This is a genomic window from Streptomyces sp. NPDC023573, assembly GCF_055559735.1.
This window is the reverse complement of sequence record NZ_JBVHKB010000001.1, coordinates 1,351,208-1,366,949: the sequence shown is the minus strand read 5'-3', so window position 1 is coordinate 1,366,949 and position 15,742 is coordinate 1,351,208. Positions and strand designations below refer to the sequence as shown.

12 protein-coding genes are annotated in these 15,742 nt (G+C 71.2%); 11 read left to right on the top strand and 1 reads right to left on the bottom strand.

The window, feature by feature from the left end:
• The first annotated feature begins 16 nt into the window (after nt 1–16).
• From ACZ32T_RS06165 to ACZ32T_RS06155, 3 genes are all read left to right on the top strand, one after another.
• Complete coding sequence (locus ACZ32T_RS06165; RefSeq protein ID WP_467263288.1) at nt 17–2,386, top strand: HelD family protein; 2,370 nt, start codon at nt 17–19, stop codon at nt 2,384–2,386.
• 432 nt (nt 2,387–2,818) lie between these two features.
• Nucleotides 2,819–4,252, top strand: coding sequence for an NAD-dependent malic enzyme (locus ACZ32T_RS06160; protein ID WP_467263286.1), 1,434 nt, complete (start codon nt 2,819–2,821; stop codon nt 4,250–4,252).
• A gap of 402 nt (nt 4,253–4,654) precedes the next feature.
• Nucleotides 4,655–4,936, top strand: coding sequence for an HU family DNA-binding protein (locus ACZ32T_RS06155; RefSeq protein ID WP_003968811.1), 282 nt, complete (start codon nt 4,655–4,657; stop codon nt 4,934–4,936).
• Nucleotides 4,937–5,298: 362 nt separating this feature from the next.
• Here ACZ32T_RS06155 and murA read toward each other — a convergent pair whose 3' ends face one another.
• The gene (gene murA / locus ACZ32T_RS06150; protein ID WP_329037820.1) at nt 5,299–6,639 is read right to left on the bottom strand and encodes a UDP-N-acetylglucosamine 1-carboxyvinyltransferase; all 1,341 of its coding nucleotides are present in this window, start codon (nt 6,637–6,639) and stop codon (nt 5,299–5,301) included.
• A 297-nt stretch (nt 6,640–6,936) separates the two neighbouring features.
• Between murA and ACZ32T_RS06145 the strand changes: the two genes are divergently transcribed.
• The 8 genes from ACZ32T_RS06145 to ACZ32T_RS06110 all read left to right on the top strand — a co-directional run bounded on the left by ACZ32T_RS06145 (nt 6,937) and on the right by ACZ32T_RS06110 (nt 15,707).
• Nucleotides 6,937–7,509, top strand: a complete 573-nt coding sequence (locus ACZ32T_RS06145; RefSeq protein ID WP_467263284.1) for a YqgE/AlgH family protein — start codon at nt 6,937–6,939, stop codon at nt 7,507–7,509.
• Nucleotides 7,510–7,539: 30 nt separating this feature from the next.
• Nucleotides 7,540–7,842, top strand: coding sequence for a DUF3039 domain-containing protein (locus ACZ32T_RS06140; protein WP_042837321.1), 303 nt, complete (start codon nt 7,540–7,542; stop codon nt 7,840–7,842).
• A gap of 294 nt (nt 7,843–8,136) precedes the next feature.
• A complete protein-coding gene (locus ACZ32T_RS06135) occupies nt 8,137–9,441 on the top strand; it encodes an extracellular solute-binding protein (RefSeq protein ID WP_467365600.1) in 1,305 nt (434 codons plus the stop codon).
• 2 nt (nt 9,442–9,443) lie between these two features.
• Nucleotides 9,444–10,415 carry a carbohydrate ABC transporter permease gene (locus ACZ32T_RS06130; RefSeq protein WP_467365598.1) on the top strand — a complete coding sequence of 324 codons (972 nt, stop codon included), beginning with the start codon at nt 9,444–9,446 and terminating at the stop codon, nt 10,413–10,415.
• Nucleotides 10,412–11,260 carry a carbohydrate ABC transporter permease gene (locus tag ACZ32T_RS06125; RefSeq protein ID WP_467263279.1) on the top strand — a complete coding sequence of 283 codons (849 nt, stop codon included), beginning with the start codon at nt 10,412–10,414 and terminating at the stop codon, nt 11,258–11,260. Before ACZ32T_RS06130 ends, ACZ32T_RS06125 begins: the two co-directional genes overlap by 4 nt.
• Before the next feature lie 5 nt (nt 11,261–11,265).
• Entirely contained in the window at nt 11,266–12,903 is a 1,638-nt protein-coding gene (locus ACZ32T_RS06120; protein WP_467365596.1) for a beta-N-acetylhexosaminidase, read from the top strand.
• Nucleotides 12,904–13,152: 249 nt separating this feature from the next.
• Nucleotides 13,153–14,049 (top strand): FAD binding domain-containing protein, encoded by an 897-nt coding sequence (locus ACZ32T_RS06115; RefSeq protein WP_356708660.1) that lies wholly within the window; start codon nt 13,153–13,155, stop codon nt 14,047–14,049.
• Nucleotides 14,046–15,707 (top strand): (2Fe-2S)-binding protein, encoded by a 1,662-nt coding sequence (locus ACZ32T_RS06110; protein ID WP_467365594.1) that lies wholly within the window; start codon nt 14,046–14,048, stop codon nt 15,705–15,707. The genes ACZ32T_RS06115 and ACZ32T_RS06110 overlap by 4 nt, the downstream gene beginning before the upstream one ends.
• Nucleotides 15,708–15,742 lie beyond the last annotated feature (35 nt).

Below are 15,742 nucleotides of genomic sequence, written 5' to 3'. Positions count from 1 at the left end.
TCAGAAGGGGGCCTCGGTGGCCGCGCAGGATGCCGCTGTCGATTCACTGCGGGACCGGGAAATCGGTGTCGAACAAGAACATCTGGACCGGGTCTACCGCCGTCTCGAAGAGAAGATCGACGAGGCGGAATTTCTCATGCAGGACGCCAGTAAACGGGGCCAGGTAGGCACCCCCGGGGCACTCGCCGAAAGGGACGCACAGGTCTTCCGCGCCGGAGTCCATCTGAACCGGCTGAACAGTGAGTTCGAGGACTTCCTCTTCGGGCGGATCGATCTGCTGCGCGGCAAGGACGGCGAACGCGGCCCGGACGGCGCCTTCACCTCCGTGGAGGCGGCGGACGACGCCGTGGGGGAGGACGACACCGCCGAGATCGCGGAAACCCTCCACATCGGCCGTATAGGAGTGCTCGACTCCGACTACGCACCGCTGGTGATCGACTGGCGGGCGCCGGCCGCAGCGCCGTTCTACCGTTCGACGCCGAAGGAGCCGGGCCGGGTCGTACGCCGCCGGGTCATCCGCTCCAAGGGCCGCAGGGTCCTCGGGGTGGAGGACGACCTGATGCGTCCGGAGCTGACCGCACGGCTGGAGGGCGACGAACTGCCCGTCATCGGTGACGGCGCCCTGATGGCCGCGCTGGGCCAGGCCCGCAGCCACACGATGCGGGACATCGTCTCGTCGATCCAGGCCGAGCAGGACCTGGTGATCCGTGCCCCCGCGGCCTCCGTCACCGAGGTCTCGGGGGGCCCCGGCACCGGCAAGACGGCGGTGGCCCTGCACCGGGCCGCGTACCTCCTCTACCAGGACCGGCGCAGGTACGCGGGCGGCATCCTCGTCGTCTCACCGACCCCGCTCCTGGTCGCGTACACCGAAGGCGTACTGCCCTCGCTCGGCGAGGAGGGCCAGGTCGCGATCCGCGCGGTCGGTTCGCTGTCCGACGAGGCCGCCGGTGTGGAGGGCGCGACCACCTACGACGAGCCCGCCGTCGCCCGGATCAAGGGCTCGTCCCGGATGCTCCACGTGGTGCGCAAGGCGGCCCGCGGAGCCCTGGAGCAGCCCGCGCCCCGGCCCGCCCCCCAGGAGGGCCAGCTGGAGTTCGGGGACGCCCCCGCCGAGGCGGGGACCCCCACCCGGCTGCGGGTGGTGGCCTTCGGCGCGCGCGTCGAGCTGGAGGCCGACGAGCTCCGGCGGATCCGGCACAACGTCCTCGGCGGCACGGCGCCGGTCAACCTGCTGCGCCCGCGCGCCCGCAAGCTGCTCCTGGACGCCCTGTGGAACAAGTCGTCCGGCCGGGGCCGTTACACCGACCCGGAGCTGGCCGCGGAGCTGCGTTCCTCGTTCGACGAGGACGTGTCCACCGAGACGCCGTTCCTCACCTTCCTGAACGCCTGGTGGCCGGAGCTCACCCCGCGGCAGGTGCTGGCCGCGATGTCCGACGAGCGGCGGCTGAGCAGATGGGCGCGCCGGATCCTCAATCAGGGGGAGGTGCGCCGTCTCGCCCGTTCGCTGAAGCGGCTGGACGAGGACGGCAAGGGTCCGCTCTCGGTCCACGACGTGGCGCTCCTGGACGAGCTGGGGACCCTCCTGGGCACCCCGGCCCGCCCGAAGAGGCAGCGGGAGGCGGACCCCCTGGACCAGCTCACGGGTCTGGAGGAGCTGATGCCGCAGCGCGAGGAGACGCAGCGCGAGCGGGCCGAGCGGCTGGCGGCGGAGCGTACCGAGTACGCCCACGTCATCGTGGACGAGGCGCAGGACCTGACGCCGATGCAGTGGCGGATGGTCGGCCGCCGCGGCCGGCACGCGACCTGGACCATCGTCGGTGACGCGGCGCAGTCCTCCTGGTCGGACCCGGACGAGGCGGCCGCCGCCCGTGACGAGGCGCTCGGCAACCGGCCGCGGCGCCGGTTCACCCTCACCGTGAACTACCGCAACCCGGCGGAGATCGCCGAGCTGGCGGCCAAGGTGCTGGCGCTGGCCATGCCGGGGATGGAGTCCCCGGCCGCGGTCCGCTCGACGGGTGTGGAGCCGCGCTTCGAAGCAGTGCGGGACGGCGACCTCGCCTCGACCGTCCGCGAGGAGGCCCGCAGGCTGCTCGGCGAGGTGGACGGCACCGTGGGCGTGGTCGTCGCGATGAACCGCCGGGCCGAGGCCCGTACCTGGCTCGCGGAGCTCGGCGAGCGTGTCGTGGCGCTGGGGAGCCTGGAGGCGAAGGGGTTGGAGTACGACGCCACGGTGGTGGTCTCACCCGCGGAGATCGCCGACGAGTCCCCGGCCGGGCTGCGGGTGCTGTACGTGGCACTCACCCGGGCGACGCAACAGCTCACCGTGATCTCGGGGGAGCGCGACATGCCGGACGAGCACGGGGTCCCGGACCTGCTGAGGGACTGAGGGAGGAGCCGCGCCGGCGCCTGCGTGCGAGTGCTTCGCGGAGTCGACCCGTCGCACGGGAATCACTTTTCCGGGGTGTTTGTTAGCCTGGAGTCGGCACCGGCTCGATCCAAGCCCCCGGGCCCAACCTTAGTCGCTACGAGCGACCACTTGCCGCGAGGCGAGCATGGCGGGCCGGTGTCACCTGACTCGTGGAAGACAGACCCGCGTCACCTCCTGGTGGCGCGGGTCTGTTTGTGTTCAAGGGTTACGCATCTGCTGGGGTTCCAGGGTTACGCATCACCACTACTTCTCGTATGGTGGAAGAAAGTTTCCGAAAGGTGGCAGTCATTAACTGCTACCGGCCGGTAGGTGCGACGATCGGAACGCACGTGCGGGGCCGAGCCCCGTCCACGTGCGGCAACGAAGCTCAGGAAAGCGAAGGACTCGGCCATGGCAACGGCGCCCAGCGTCTCGTACTCGATGACGGTCAGGCTGGAGGTGCCCGCGAGCGGCACAGCGGTCTCCCAGCTCACCACGGCCGTGGAGTCCTCCGGAGGCTCGGTCACCGGCCTCGACGTGACCGCCTCCGGCCACGAGAAGCTGCGGATCGACGTCACGATCGCGGCCTCCTCCACCTCGCACGCGGACGAGATCGTCGAAGGCCTGCGCGACATCGAGGGCGTCGTCCTCGGCAAGGTCTCCGACCGTACGTTCCTGATGCACCTCGGCGGCAAGATCGAGATGGCGTCCAAGCACCCCATCCGCAACCGTGACGACCTCTCGATGATCTACACCCCCGGTGTGGCGCGGGTCTGCATGGCGATCGCCGAGAACCCCGAGGACGCCCGCCGCCTGACCATCAAGCGGAACTCCGTCGCGGTGGTCACGGACGGCTCCGCGGTGCTGGGCCTGGGCAACATCGGCCCGATGGCGTCGCTCCCCGTGATGGAGGGCAAGGCGGCCCTCTTCAAGCGCTTCGCCGGCATCGACGCCTGGCCGATCTGCCTGGACACGCAGGACACCGACGCGATCGTCGAGATCGTCAAGGCGATCGCCCCCGGCTTCGCGGGCATCAACCTGGAGGACATCTCCGCCCCCCGCTGCTTCGAGATCGAGGCGCGGCTGCGCGAGGCCCTGGACATCCCGGTCTTCCACGACGACCAGCACGGCACCGCGATCGTCGTCCTGGCCGCGCTGACCAACGCGCTCCGCGTGGTCGGCAAGGCGATCGGTGACGTACGGGTCGTCATGTCCGGCGCCGGCGCGGCCGGCACGGCCATCCTGAAGCTGCTCATCGCGGCCGGGGTCAAGCACGCGGTCGTCGCCGACATCCACGGCGTGGTGCACGCGGGCCGCGAGGACCTGGTGGACGCCACCCCGGACTCGCCGCTCCGCTGGATCGCCGACAACACCAACCCGGAGGGCGTCACCGGCACCCTCAAGCAGGCCGTCTCCGGCTCCGACGTCTTCATCGGCGTCTCCGCCCCGAACGTCCTGGACGGCGCCGACGTCGCGGCCATGGCGGAGGGCGCGATCGTGTTCGCGCTCGCGAACCCGGACCCCGAGGTGGACCCCGCAATCGCCCGCGAGACGGCGGCCGTTGTCGCCACCGGGCGTTCCGACTTCCCGAACCAGATCAACAACGTGCTGGTCTTCCCGGGCGTCTTCCGCGGTCTGCTGGACGCTCAGTCCCGCACCGTCAACACGGAGATGATGCTCGCCGCGGCGCGCGCCCTCGCCGACGTGGTCGCCGAGGACGAGGTGAACGCGAACTACATCATCCCCTCGGTCTTCAACGACAAGGTCGCGGGCGCGGTCGCGGGTGCGGTCCGGGAGGCAGCGAAGGCGGCCGGCGTGGCCGAGGCGGCGTCCGACCCCGCGTAGTCCCCGCCGCCCCGACGGCCCTGCCGCACGCCGTTCGCGGGGGCCGTCCACGGCTCCCGCGGACGGTGCCGTAGCTCACGTCCGGGCGGTCCGTACGGCGCGTCGCGGGTCGCGGCGTCCCAAACGCCCCTTTAGGGTGGGCGGGCAGCGAGCCCCACAGGCCCGGCATCCGCTGCGGACCGCTCCAACAAGTCGACGGAACGTCATCACGGGCAATCAGTGGTGCTTTTCGTGTGACGACGAGGGGTTCCGGATTGGCGTTAGCGCCGCAGGTGGGGGCAGGATGCGTATTCGGGCGCGAGGGTCTGACAGCAGACCCGGGTCCGGGGACTGTCAGAGGGCCCTGGCAGCATCGGCTTCGATCTCACGCCTCACAGGCAAGAAGAACACGGGAGTACAAACATGAACCGCAGTGAGCTGGTGGCCGCCCTGGCCGACCGTGCCGAGGTGACCCGCAAGGACGCCGACGCCGTTCTGGCCGCCCTCGCCGAGACCGTCGGCGAGATCGTCGCCAAGGGCGACGAGAAGGTCACCATCCCCGGCTTCCTGACCTTCGAGCGCACCCACCGTGCCGCTCGCACCGCTCGTAACCCGCAGACCGGCGACCCGATCAACATCCCGGCCGGCTACAGCGTGAAGGTCTCCGCGGGCTCCAAGCTCAAGGAAGCCGCCAAGGGCAAGTAAGGCCCCAAGGCATCAATGAAGGGCGGCCGTCCCGACCGGGGCGGCCGCCCTTCGGCATGCCGTGGCCGTGTCCGGGGGTCTTCAGCCCGGCGCACACCGCCCGTGCGGGCGCTGTGAGGCGCCCTGCGGCGCTCCGGCACCCTCCGGCGGCCCCGGGGAGGGCCGGGCGTCCCGTTCGGCTCTGTACGGGCGTTCTGCGGCGTGCCCGCCCGTGGCCGGAGCGGGCACCCTCGCGCAGGACCGACGCAGAAGCCCGCCGCCCCGGTCCCTCGTGGGGGCCGGGGCGGCGGACTGTGGTGCGTGGGTGCGCAGTGCTGTGTGCGGCAGCACTGTGCGTACGCCGGAGCGCGCCGGCGGGCGCGTCAGACGAGCGAGCCGCCGGGGAGCTCGACCTTGGCGCCGAGCTTCTCGAGCTTGTCCATGAAGTTCTCGTAGCCGCGGTTGATCAGGTCGATGCCGTGCACCCTGGACGTGCCCTGGGCGGCCAGGGCCGCGATCAGGTACGAGAAGCCGCCGCGCAGGTCGGGGATGACCAGATCCGCGCCCTGGAGCTTCGTGGGCCCGGACACCACCGCCGAGTGCAGGAAGTTCCGCTGCCCGAAGCGGCAGTCGGAGCCCCCGAGGCACTCGCGGTAGAGCTGGATGTGCGCACCCATCTGGTTGAGCGCCGAGGTGAAGCCGAGCCGGGACTCGTAGACCGTCTCGTGGACGATCGACAGTCCGGCGGCCTGCGTCAGGGCCACCACGAGCGGCTGCTGCCAGTCGGTCTGGAAGCCGGGGTGCACGTCCGTCTCCAGGGCGATGGCGTTCAGCGCGCCGCCCGGGTGCCAGAAGCGGATGCCCTCGTCATCGATCTCGAAGGCACCTCCGACACGCCGGAAGGTGTTGAGGAAGGTCATCATCGAGCGCTGCTGGGCGCCGCGCACGTAGATGTTGCCCTCGGTCGCCAGCGCCGCGGACGCCCAGGAGGCGGCCTCCAGGCGGTCCGGGATCGCCCGGTGGGTGTAACCGTCGAGCCTGTCGACACCCGTGATCCGGATGGTCCGGTCGGTGTCCATGGAGATGATCGCGCCCATCTTCTGCAGTACGCAGATGAGGTCCTCGATCTCCGGCTCGACGGCGGCGTTGGACAGCTCGGTGACGCCCTCGGCGAGGACGGCGGTCAGCAGCACCTGCTCGGTGGAGCCCACCGACGGGTACGGCAGCCGGATCTTCGTGCCCCGCAGCCGCTGCGGGGCCTCCAGGTACTGGCCGTCGGCCCGCTTCTCGATGACCGCGCCGAACTGGCGGAGCACCTCGAAGTGGAAGTCGATCGGCCGGCCGCCGATGTCGCAGCCGCCGAGGCCCGGGATGAACGCGTGGCCCAGCCGGTGCAGCAGGGGGCCGCAGAAGAGGATCGGGATGCGCGACGAGCCCGCGTGGGCGTCGATGTCGGCGACGTTCGCGCTCTCGACGTGCGACGGGTCGAGGATGAGTTCGCCCGGCTCGTCGCCGGGGCGGACGGTCACGCCGTGCAGCTGCAGCAGCCCCCGGACCACCCGCACATCGCGGATGTCGGGCACGTTGCGGAGCCGGCTGGGCCCGCTGCCGAGCAGCGCGGCGACCATTGCCTTCGGCACCAGGTTCTTGGCGCCTCGGACGCGGATCTCGCCCTCCAGCGGGGTTCCGCCGTGGACAAGCAGGACATCGTCTGTGCCGGTCATGTATCTCGCGTTCCGGAGTGGTCGGGCAGGGGGCCATCAAAAGGGTAATGGGCCCCCGCCCCCCTTCCGTAAGGCGCCGGGGGGTGTACGAACGTCATGAATCCGCCACAACACGTTCTGCTCCCCGGTCCTTGCGGAGCGTCACCGTCCGCGAGGACCGTCCGCCGGTCCCCCTTTCGTGCGTTCCCCGCGCGCCCGTGCGGCGTCCGTACGCCCTGAGCTGCGGAGGGGCGCGCTCCGGGGGCGGTCGCGCCACTTGGCCCCCGCGGAGGGCCGGGATGCGGGATCATCTGTGCCATGACGGAGGTGTCCTCGCTCACAGGGCGGCTGCTCGTGGCCGCCCCCGCCCTGGCGGACCCGAATTTCGACCGTGCGGTGGTGTTGCTCCTCGACCACGACGAGGAGGGCTCGCTGGGTGTGGTCCTGAACCGTCCGACCCCGGTCGGCGTCGCGGACATCCTCGCGTCCTGGGCCGGCCTGACCGGCGAGCCGGACGTGGTCTTCCAGGGTGGTCCGGTGTCGCTCGACTCCGCCCTGGGCGTGGCGGTGATCCCGGGCGACGAGGGCCCCTCCCCGGCCCCCATCGGCTGGCGCCGGGTGCACGGGGCGATCTGCCTCGTGGACCTGGACGCGCCGCCGGAGCTGCTGGCGGCGGCCCTCGGTTCCCTGCGGATCTTCGCCGGATACGCGGGCTGGGGGCCGGGCCAGCTGGAGACGGAGCTGAGGGACGGCGCCTGGTACGTGGTCGAGTCGGAGCCCGGCGACGTCTCCTCGCCACGCCCGGAGCACCTCTGGCGTGCGGTTCTGCGGCGGCAGCGCAGCGAACTGGCCATGATCGCGACGTATCCGGACGACCCTTCGCTGAACTGATGCGCGGAGCTTTCAGTACGCTTGGCAGTTATGAGCACTCTTGAGCCCGAGCGCGGGGCAGGTACGGGGACCCTCGTAGAGCCGACGCCGCAGGTGTCGAACGGCGACGGTGACCACGAGCGCTACGCCCATTACGTCCAGAAGGACAAGATCATGGCGAGCGCCCTGGAGGGCACTCCCGTGGTGGCGCTGTGCGGGAAGGTCTGGGTTCCCGGACGCGACCCGAAGAAGTATCCGGTCTGTCCCATGTGCAAGGAGATCTACGAGTCCATGGGCGCCGGTGGCGACAAGGACAAGGGCAAGGGCGGCAAGGACAACAGCGGCAAGAAGTAGCCCGCCCGGCCCTTGTGACCTCTTAGCTCTTTTATCTCTCTACGGACCCTGACCCCGGCCTCCGGGACGCGCGGAGACGCGCGCCCCGGGGGCCGTTCGCGTGCCGTGGAGTCCCTGCGGGTCCGTCCCCGGAGCGGCGGGAGCGCGGGTTCGCGTTGCACGGGCTGCACCGCGAGGTCACAGAGTGGTTGAGACCACTTGTCGGCGTGCTGGGGCGCCCTTAGTCTCCTGCGAGTTGTGCAGAACGAAACGCACGTTGCATGGAATGCAACGATTGACCGGTAGGGGTCCCGGATGAAGCTTTCTGCTCGAATCGCCGCTCCGGCCACGGCACTTGTGCTGGCCGGCCTCACCGTCACCGCCTGCGCGCCGGGGACCTCCGAGGCCGGCGCGAAGGGGGACGAGAAGTCCGGGACGCTCCGCGTCTGGCTCTTCCAGGAGGTCGGCAACAAGCCCAAGGAGGAGGTCGTCGACGCCGCCGTCGCCGACTTCGAGAAGTCCCACGAGGGGGCCGAGGTCGAGGTCGAGTACATCCCCGTCGACACCCGCGCCCAGCGCATCAAGGCCGCCTTCAACGACCCGAAGAGCGCCCCCGACCTCATCGAGTACGGCAACACCGACACCGCCGGATACGTGAAGGACGGCGGACTGGCCGACATCACCAAGGAGTTCGCCGCCTGGGACGAGGCCAAGGACACCGACCCCACCGCCAAGCAGTCCGTGACGGTGAACGGCCAGGTCTACGGGGCGCCGCTCTTCGTCGGCGTACGGGCGCTGTACTACCGCACCGATGTCTTCGAGGAGCTCGGCATGAAGCCCCCGAAGACCCAGGACGAGCTGATCTCCACGGCCAGGAAGATCCACCAGGAGAAGCCGGACCTGTACGGCCTCGCGGTCGGCGGCGCGTACACCTACGGCGCCATGCCCTTCATCTGGGCCCAGGGCGGCGAGCTGGCCGAAGAGACCGGGGTGACCTACCGGTCCGCCATCAACAGCGCGAAGGCCCGGAAGGGCATCGAGGCCTACACCTCGCTCTTCGGCGACGACAACTGCCCGGCCGCCAAGTGCGCGGCCATGGGCGGCAACGCGACCGTGACCGCCTTCGCGTCCGGCAAGGCGGCCATGGCGATCGGGGGTGACTTCAGCCACGCTGCGGTCGAGGCGGGCAAGGTGAAGGGCAAGTACGCCGTCGTACCGCTCCCCGGCGCGAAGAAGGACTCGATCGCACCGGCGTTCGCCGGAGGCAACAACATCGGCGTACTCAAGAGTAGTTCGCACCGCACCCTCGCGGTCGACCTGATGAAGTCCCTGACCGGCAAGAAGACGCAGGCGAAGATGTTCGACGCCATGGGCTTCCTGCCGACGTACACGGACGTGCTGGAGACCGCCGCGGAGAAGGAGCCCTTCGTCGGCCCCTTCGTCGACACACTCGGCGCGGGCGCGAAGTTCGTCCCGGCCTCCCCGGCCTGGGGGCAGATCGATGCCTCGCTGGTCCTGCCGACCATGTTCCAGGAGATCGTCAGCGGCCGTAAGGACGTGGCCGCAGCCTCGGACGACGCGGCGAAGAAGATGGACGCGGCGTTCGCCGAAGCGGGCTGACGATGACCGCCGACACCGCACCGCCCAAGGTCCCCTCCGTGTCCGGGGCGAGCGGGGCGTCGTCCCGTACGCCCCGGCGCCGCCCGGCGTCACCGGCGCGGCGCTCCGGCTGGACCCCCTGGCTCTATCTGCTCCCGGCGCTCGTCCTGCTCGGCGGGCTCCTCGTCTACCCGATCTACCAGCTGGGCCTGATCTCCTTCCTGGAGTACACCCAGGCCCAGGTCAGCGGAGGCGCGCCGACCACCTTCCAGGGGTTCGGCAACTACGCCACCCTCTTCGGCGACAGCCAGTTCTGGCAGGTGCTCCTCTCGACCGTGGTCTTCGCCGCGGCCTGCGTGCTCGCCACCCTGTTCGTCGGCTGCGCCCTGGCCGTCCTGCTGACCAGGATCCGCGCCCTGCCCCGGCTCGCGCTCATGATGGCCGCGCTGGGGGCCTGGGCGACGCCGGCCATCACCGGCTCGACCGTGTGGGTCTTCCTCTTCGACCCGGACTTCGGCCCGGTCAACAAGGTGCTGGGGCTCGGCGACTTCTCCTGGACGTACGGGCGCTACAGCGCCTTCGCGCTGGTGCTCCTGGAAGTGCTCTGGTGCTCGTTCCCGTTCGTGATGGTGACCGTGTACGCGGGCATCCGTGCCATCCCCGCCGAAGTGCTGGAGGCGGCCTCGCTGGACGGTGCCTCGCAGTGGCGGATCTGGCGGTCGGTCATGGCCCCGATGCTGCGGCCGATCCTGATCGTCGTCACCATCCAGTCGGTCATCTGGGACTTCAAGGTCTTCACCCAGATCTACGTCATGACCAACGGCGGCGGCATCGCCGGACAGAACCTGGTGCTCAACGTGTACGCCTACCAGAAGGCGTTCGCCTCCTCGCAGTACAGCCTCGGATCGGCGATCGGCGTCGTGATGCTCGTGATCCTGCTGGCCGTGACGCTGGTCTATCTGCGCCTGATGCGGCGCCAGGGGGAGGAACTGTGAGCGCACGCACGCTGCTGCGCGTCCGCCGGCCCGGAAGGCTCGCGGCGGAGGCCGCGGCCCTCGTCATCGCCGTCGTGGTCGCCTTCCCGCTCTACTGGATGGTGCTCTCCGCCTTCAAGCCGGCGGGCGAGGTCCAGTCCACCGATCCCCGCCCCTGGACCCTGTCCCCGTCCCTCGACTCGTTCCGCCGGGTCTTCGAACAGCAGGAATTCGGCCGTTACTTCCTCAACAGCCTGATCGTCGCCGGCACCGTCGTCATCGCGTCCGCGCTGATCGCCTTCCTCGCCGCGACGGCGGTGACCCGGTTCCGCTTCAAGTTCCGCACGACGCTGCTCATCATGTTCCTCGTGGCGCAGATGGTGCCGGTCGAGGCGCTGACCATCCCGCTGTTCTTCCTGATGCGGGACTTCGGCCAGCTGAACACCCTGGGATCACTGATCCTGCCGCATCTCGCCTTCTCGCTGCCGTTCGCCATCTGGATGCTGCGCGGCTTCGTCAAGGCCGTCCCCGACGCGCTGGAGGAGGCCGCCTACATCGACGGGGCGAGCCGCAGCCGTTTCCTGTGGCAGATCCTCTTCCCGCTCGTCTTTCCCGGCCTCGTGGCGACCAGCGTCTTCTCGTTCATCTCGACCTGGAACGACTTCCTCTTCGCGAAATCGTTCATCATCAGCGACACCTCCCAGTCGACGCTTCCCATGGCGCTGCTGGTCTTCTTCAAACCCGACGAGAACGACTGGGGAGGGATCATGGCGGCCTCGACGGTGATGACCATTCCCGTACTGGTCTTCTTCGTCCTCGTACAGCGCCGCCTGGTCTCCGGACTCGGTGGAGCGGTGAAGGACTGACCCACATGGACCACCTGATTCCCGCGCCGGTGCGCACCGGCGGAGACGACAGCGGCGCGTTCCTCCTCGACGGGGCCACGACCCTTGACGCCGCCCCAGGGACCGGGAGCACGGAACGCTGGCTGCGCACCACCCTCGGGGCCGCCTTCGGTCTGCCGCTGGCCCCGGGCACCCCGGCCGACCAGGGCGGCAACACCGTCGGCCTGCGGATCGACGCCACCCTGGAGCCCGAGGGCTACCGGCTGTCCGTGACGCCCGCCGACGGCGTACGGATCACCGGCGGGAGCGCGGCCGGAGTGTTCTGGGGAGCGCAGACCCTGCGTCAGCTCCTCGGCCCCGAGGCGTTCCGCCGCGCGCCGGCCGGCCCGGTCACGAGCAGGAGCATCCCCGTCACGGAGATCGAGGACGGCCCCCGCTTCGGCTGGCGCGGGCTGATGCTCGACGTGGCACGGCACTTCATGCCCAAGGACGGCGTGCTGCGCATGCTCGATCTGCTGGCCGCCCACAAACTGAACGTCTTCCACTTCCACCTCACCGACGACCAGGGCTGGCGCGTCGAGATCAAGCGCCACCCCCGGCTCACGGAAGCGGGCGCCTGGCGCGCACGCACCAAATACGGCCACCGTGCGTCCGAACTGTGGGACGAGACCCCGCACGGCGGTTTCTACACCCAGGACGACATCCGCGAAATCGTCGCGTACGCCGCCGAGCGGCATATCCGGGTCGTCCCCGAGATCGACATCCCGGGCCACTCGCAGGCGGCGATCAGCGCGTATCCGGAACTGGGCAACACCGACGTCATCGATACCTCCGCGCTTTCCGTGTGGGACACCTGGGGAGTCAATCCGAACGTACTCGCCCCCACTGACAACACCCTGCGCTTCTTCGAAGGCGTCTTCGAGGAACTGCTCGACCTGTTCCCCGCGGAGACCTCGCCCTTCATCCACGTCGGGGGCGACGAATGCCCCAAGGACCAGTGGAAGGCGTCGCCCACCGCGCAGGCCCGCATGGCCGAGGCCGGCCTGGCCGACGAGGACGAGCTCCAGTCGTGGTTCATCCGCCACTTCGACCGCTGGCTCACCGCCCGGGGCCGTCGCCTCATCGGCTGGGACGAGATCCTGGAGGGCGGTCTCGCCGAGGGCGCGGCCGTGACGTCCTGGCGGGGCTACGCGGGCGGGATCACCGCCGCCGAGGCGGGGCACGACGTCGTGATGTGCCCCGTGCAGCAGGTGTACCTGGACTACCGTCAGGACGGCGGTCCCGACGAGCCGATGCCCATCGGGTACATCCGGACCCTGGAGGACGTCTACCGCTTCGAGCCGGTGCCCCCGGGTCTCTCAGAGGAGGCGGCCCGGCACATCATGGGCGCCCAGGCCAACGTCTGGACCGAGGTCATGCAGAACCGGGACCGCGTCGACTACCAGGTCTTCCCGAGACTCGCCGCCTTCGCCGAGGTCGCCTGGTCGCGGCTCCCGGCCCCGGACGAGCGGGACTTCGCCGGCTTCGAACGCCGGATGACCACGCACTACGCACGGCTCGACGCCCTGGGTGTCGCCTACCGGCCCCCGGCCGGCCCGCACCCGTGGCAACGCCGGCCCGGCGTCCTGGGTCGCCCGATCGAGGGACCGCCCCCGACCGTGTGACCGCTGTCCCATCCGACGGCCAGGGGAACCGAATAAGTCGTACGAACCCGCTGAAGAGCGTCAATTCGTGCGACGGGCAGAAGGACTGCCAAAGGTGACTTTTCCCCTGGTCGGGGGTGGAAACACCCTTGGTGGACCCTCGCGTCGGACAGCCTGGAAGATGTGCCAGAGTTGCCACGTCCCGGCCGTGAGCACGTACCGTACGGCGGACAGGCGGGACTGCCGGGACACCGGGAAGGGGCAGCTGGGTTGACCACGCACGCACCGCAGGCGATGCAGTCGGTGACGCTCCCGGCCTCGCTCGACGAGGCCGTGGCGGCTCTCGGCGCCATGCCTGCCGCCGTCCCCGTCGCCGGGGGCACGGATCTCATGTCGGCCGTCAACAAGGGCCTCCTGCGGCCCTCCGGGCTGGTCGGCCTCGGCCGGATCAGCGAGCTGCGCGGCTGGCACTACCAGGACGGCCACGCCCTGCTCGGCGCCGGGCTCACCCACGCGCGCATGGGGCGGCCCGACTTCGCCGCCCTCATCCCCGCGCTGGCCGCCTCCTCGCGTGCCGCGGGCCCGCCCCAGATCCGTAACGCCGGGACGCTCGGCGGGAACATCGCCAGCGCGGCGCCGACCGGCGACGCCCTGCCCGCACTGGCCGCCCTGGAGGCCGAGCTGGTCATCGCGGGCCCCGGGGGCTCCCGCCGTGAGATCCCCGTCTCACACCTGCTGGCGGGCCGCGAGATGCTCCAGCCCGCCGAGCTGATCGGCTTCGTCCGCGTGCCCCTGCTGCACGCCCCCCAGGTCTTCCTCAAGGCGACCGGCCGCACCGGTCCCGGCCGCGCCACCGCCTCCGTGGCGGTCGTCCTGGACCCGGCGCGGCGCGGGGTGCGCTGCGCCGTCGGCGCGATCGCCCCGATGCCTCTGCGGCCCCTGGAGGCCGAACGCTGGATCGCCTCCCTGATCGACTGGGACGGCGAACGCGGCCTGGCCCCCGACGCGCTGGCAGCCTTCGGCGAGTACGTCGCGGCGGCCTGCATCCCGGACCAGGCTCCACCGGACGACGGGGGAGAGGCACCTCCGCTGTCGCCCGCCGTCCTGCACCTGCGGCGCACGGTCGCCGCGCTCGCCCGACGCGCACTGGGGAGGGCACTGTCGTGAGCAATGAAGAGAACCCCGAGCAGCGGCACGGGCAGCCCGACCCGTACGCCGGCTGGCAGCCGACCCCGCAGGGCGGTGAGTACGACGCCGAGGCGACCGCCTTCGTGCACCTGGACCCGGAGGACCTCGCCGGCCTGGGGAGCGACCCGCTGGCCGCCCCCGGGCAGGGCTACGTCCCGCCGATGATCCTGCCGCTGACCCCGGCGGCCGGTCTCGACCCCGCGGCGACCGGCAGCTGGGTCGTGCAGACGCAGAGCCGGCAGGAGCGGTCGGACGCCCACTCCCCGGCCGCGGAGCCCGCACCGGAGGCGGTGCACTGGCCCGACCCGAACCAGCAGCAGGACCCGTACCAGCAGCCGTACCCGGACACGTCGCAGTACACGCAGACGTCGTCCACGACGGCCCAGTGGAATTTCACCGAGGCCGTCCCCGCGGAGCCCGAGCCGGAACCGGCTCCCGAGCCCGCCGGCCACACCGGTGAGTGGACGATCCCGGTGGCGAGCGGTGACCTCCCGGAGGAATCCGGCGAGTTCGCCTCGTCGGCGATGGCCTCCCAGTGGTACGCCGACCCGCCTCCGGCCACGCTGCCCGGCGGCGCGCCCGCCCCGTGGGCGACGCAGCCGCCTGCCGCCGAGCCCGTGGCTGCCCCGGAGGAGGCCGCGCCCGGGCCGTCGGAGGCCGTGGAGGCCCTCCCGGAGCACGCGCCGGCCGAGGAGGCCGGGGAGACCGCCGAGGAGACCGCGGAGGAGCCCCTCGCGGGCCCCGAGGCCGTCGCGGAGGCCGCAGACGAGCCGGAGGCCCCGGCGCCGACCGCCGAAAACCCGGAACCCTCAGCCGAAACGCCGGAATCCGCGTCCGAGGAACCTGCGGCCGAGGTGCTTGCGCCCGAGGCACCCGGGACCGAGGCACCCGGGACCGAGGCACCCGGGACCGAGGCACCCGGGACCGAGGCACCCGAGGCCGAGGCACCCGAGGCCGGGTCCGGCTCCGAGCTCATCCCCGAACCCACCCTCGAACACGGCCCCGTGCCCCCGGAGCAGCACGCCGGCCCGGCCCCCCTGGCGGGCCCCAGCGAACACCCCTCGGCCTCGTACGTCCTCCATGTGAACGGCGTGGACCGCCCCGTCAGCGACGCCTGGATCGGCGAATCACTGCTGTACGTGCTCCGGGAGCGCCTCGGCCTCGCGGGCGCCAAGGACGGCTGCTCGCAGGGCGAGTGCGGTGCCTGCAACGTCCAGGTCGACGGCCGCCTCGTGGCCTCCTGCCTGGTTCCCGCGGCCACCACCGCGGGCAGCGAGGTCCGTACCGTCGAAGGGCTCGCGGTGGACGGCGAACCCTCCGACGTCCAGCGGGCCCTGGCCGAGTGCGGGGCCGTCCAGTGCGGATTCTGCATCCCCGGGATGGCCATGACCGTCCACGACCTCCTGGAGGGCAACCACGCCCCCAGCGAGCTGGAGACCCGACAGGCCCTGTGCGGCAACCTCTGCCGGTGTTCCGGCTACCGGGGCGTGCTCGACGCCGTACGCGACGTCGTCGCCGGCCGGGAGGCGACCGCGGACGCGGCGGCGACCGCTCCGGACGACGCCGAACCGCGCATCCCGCACCAGGCCGCCCCCGGCGCGGGCAGCGTCCAGGCACACGAGGGAGACGTCCGGTGAACACCGCGCCGTCTCCCGCACCACCGGTCATCCCC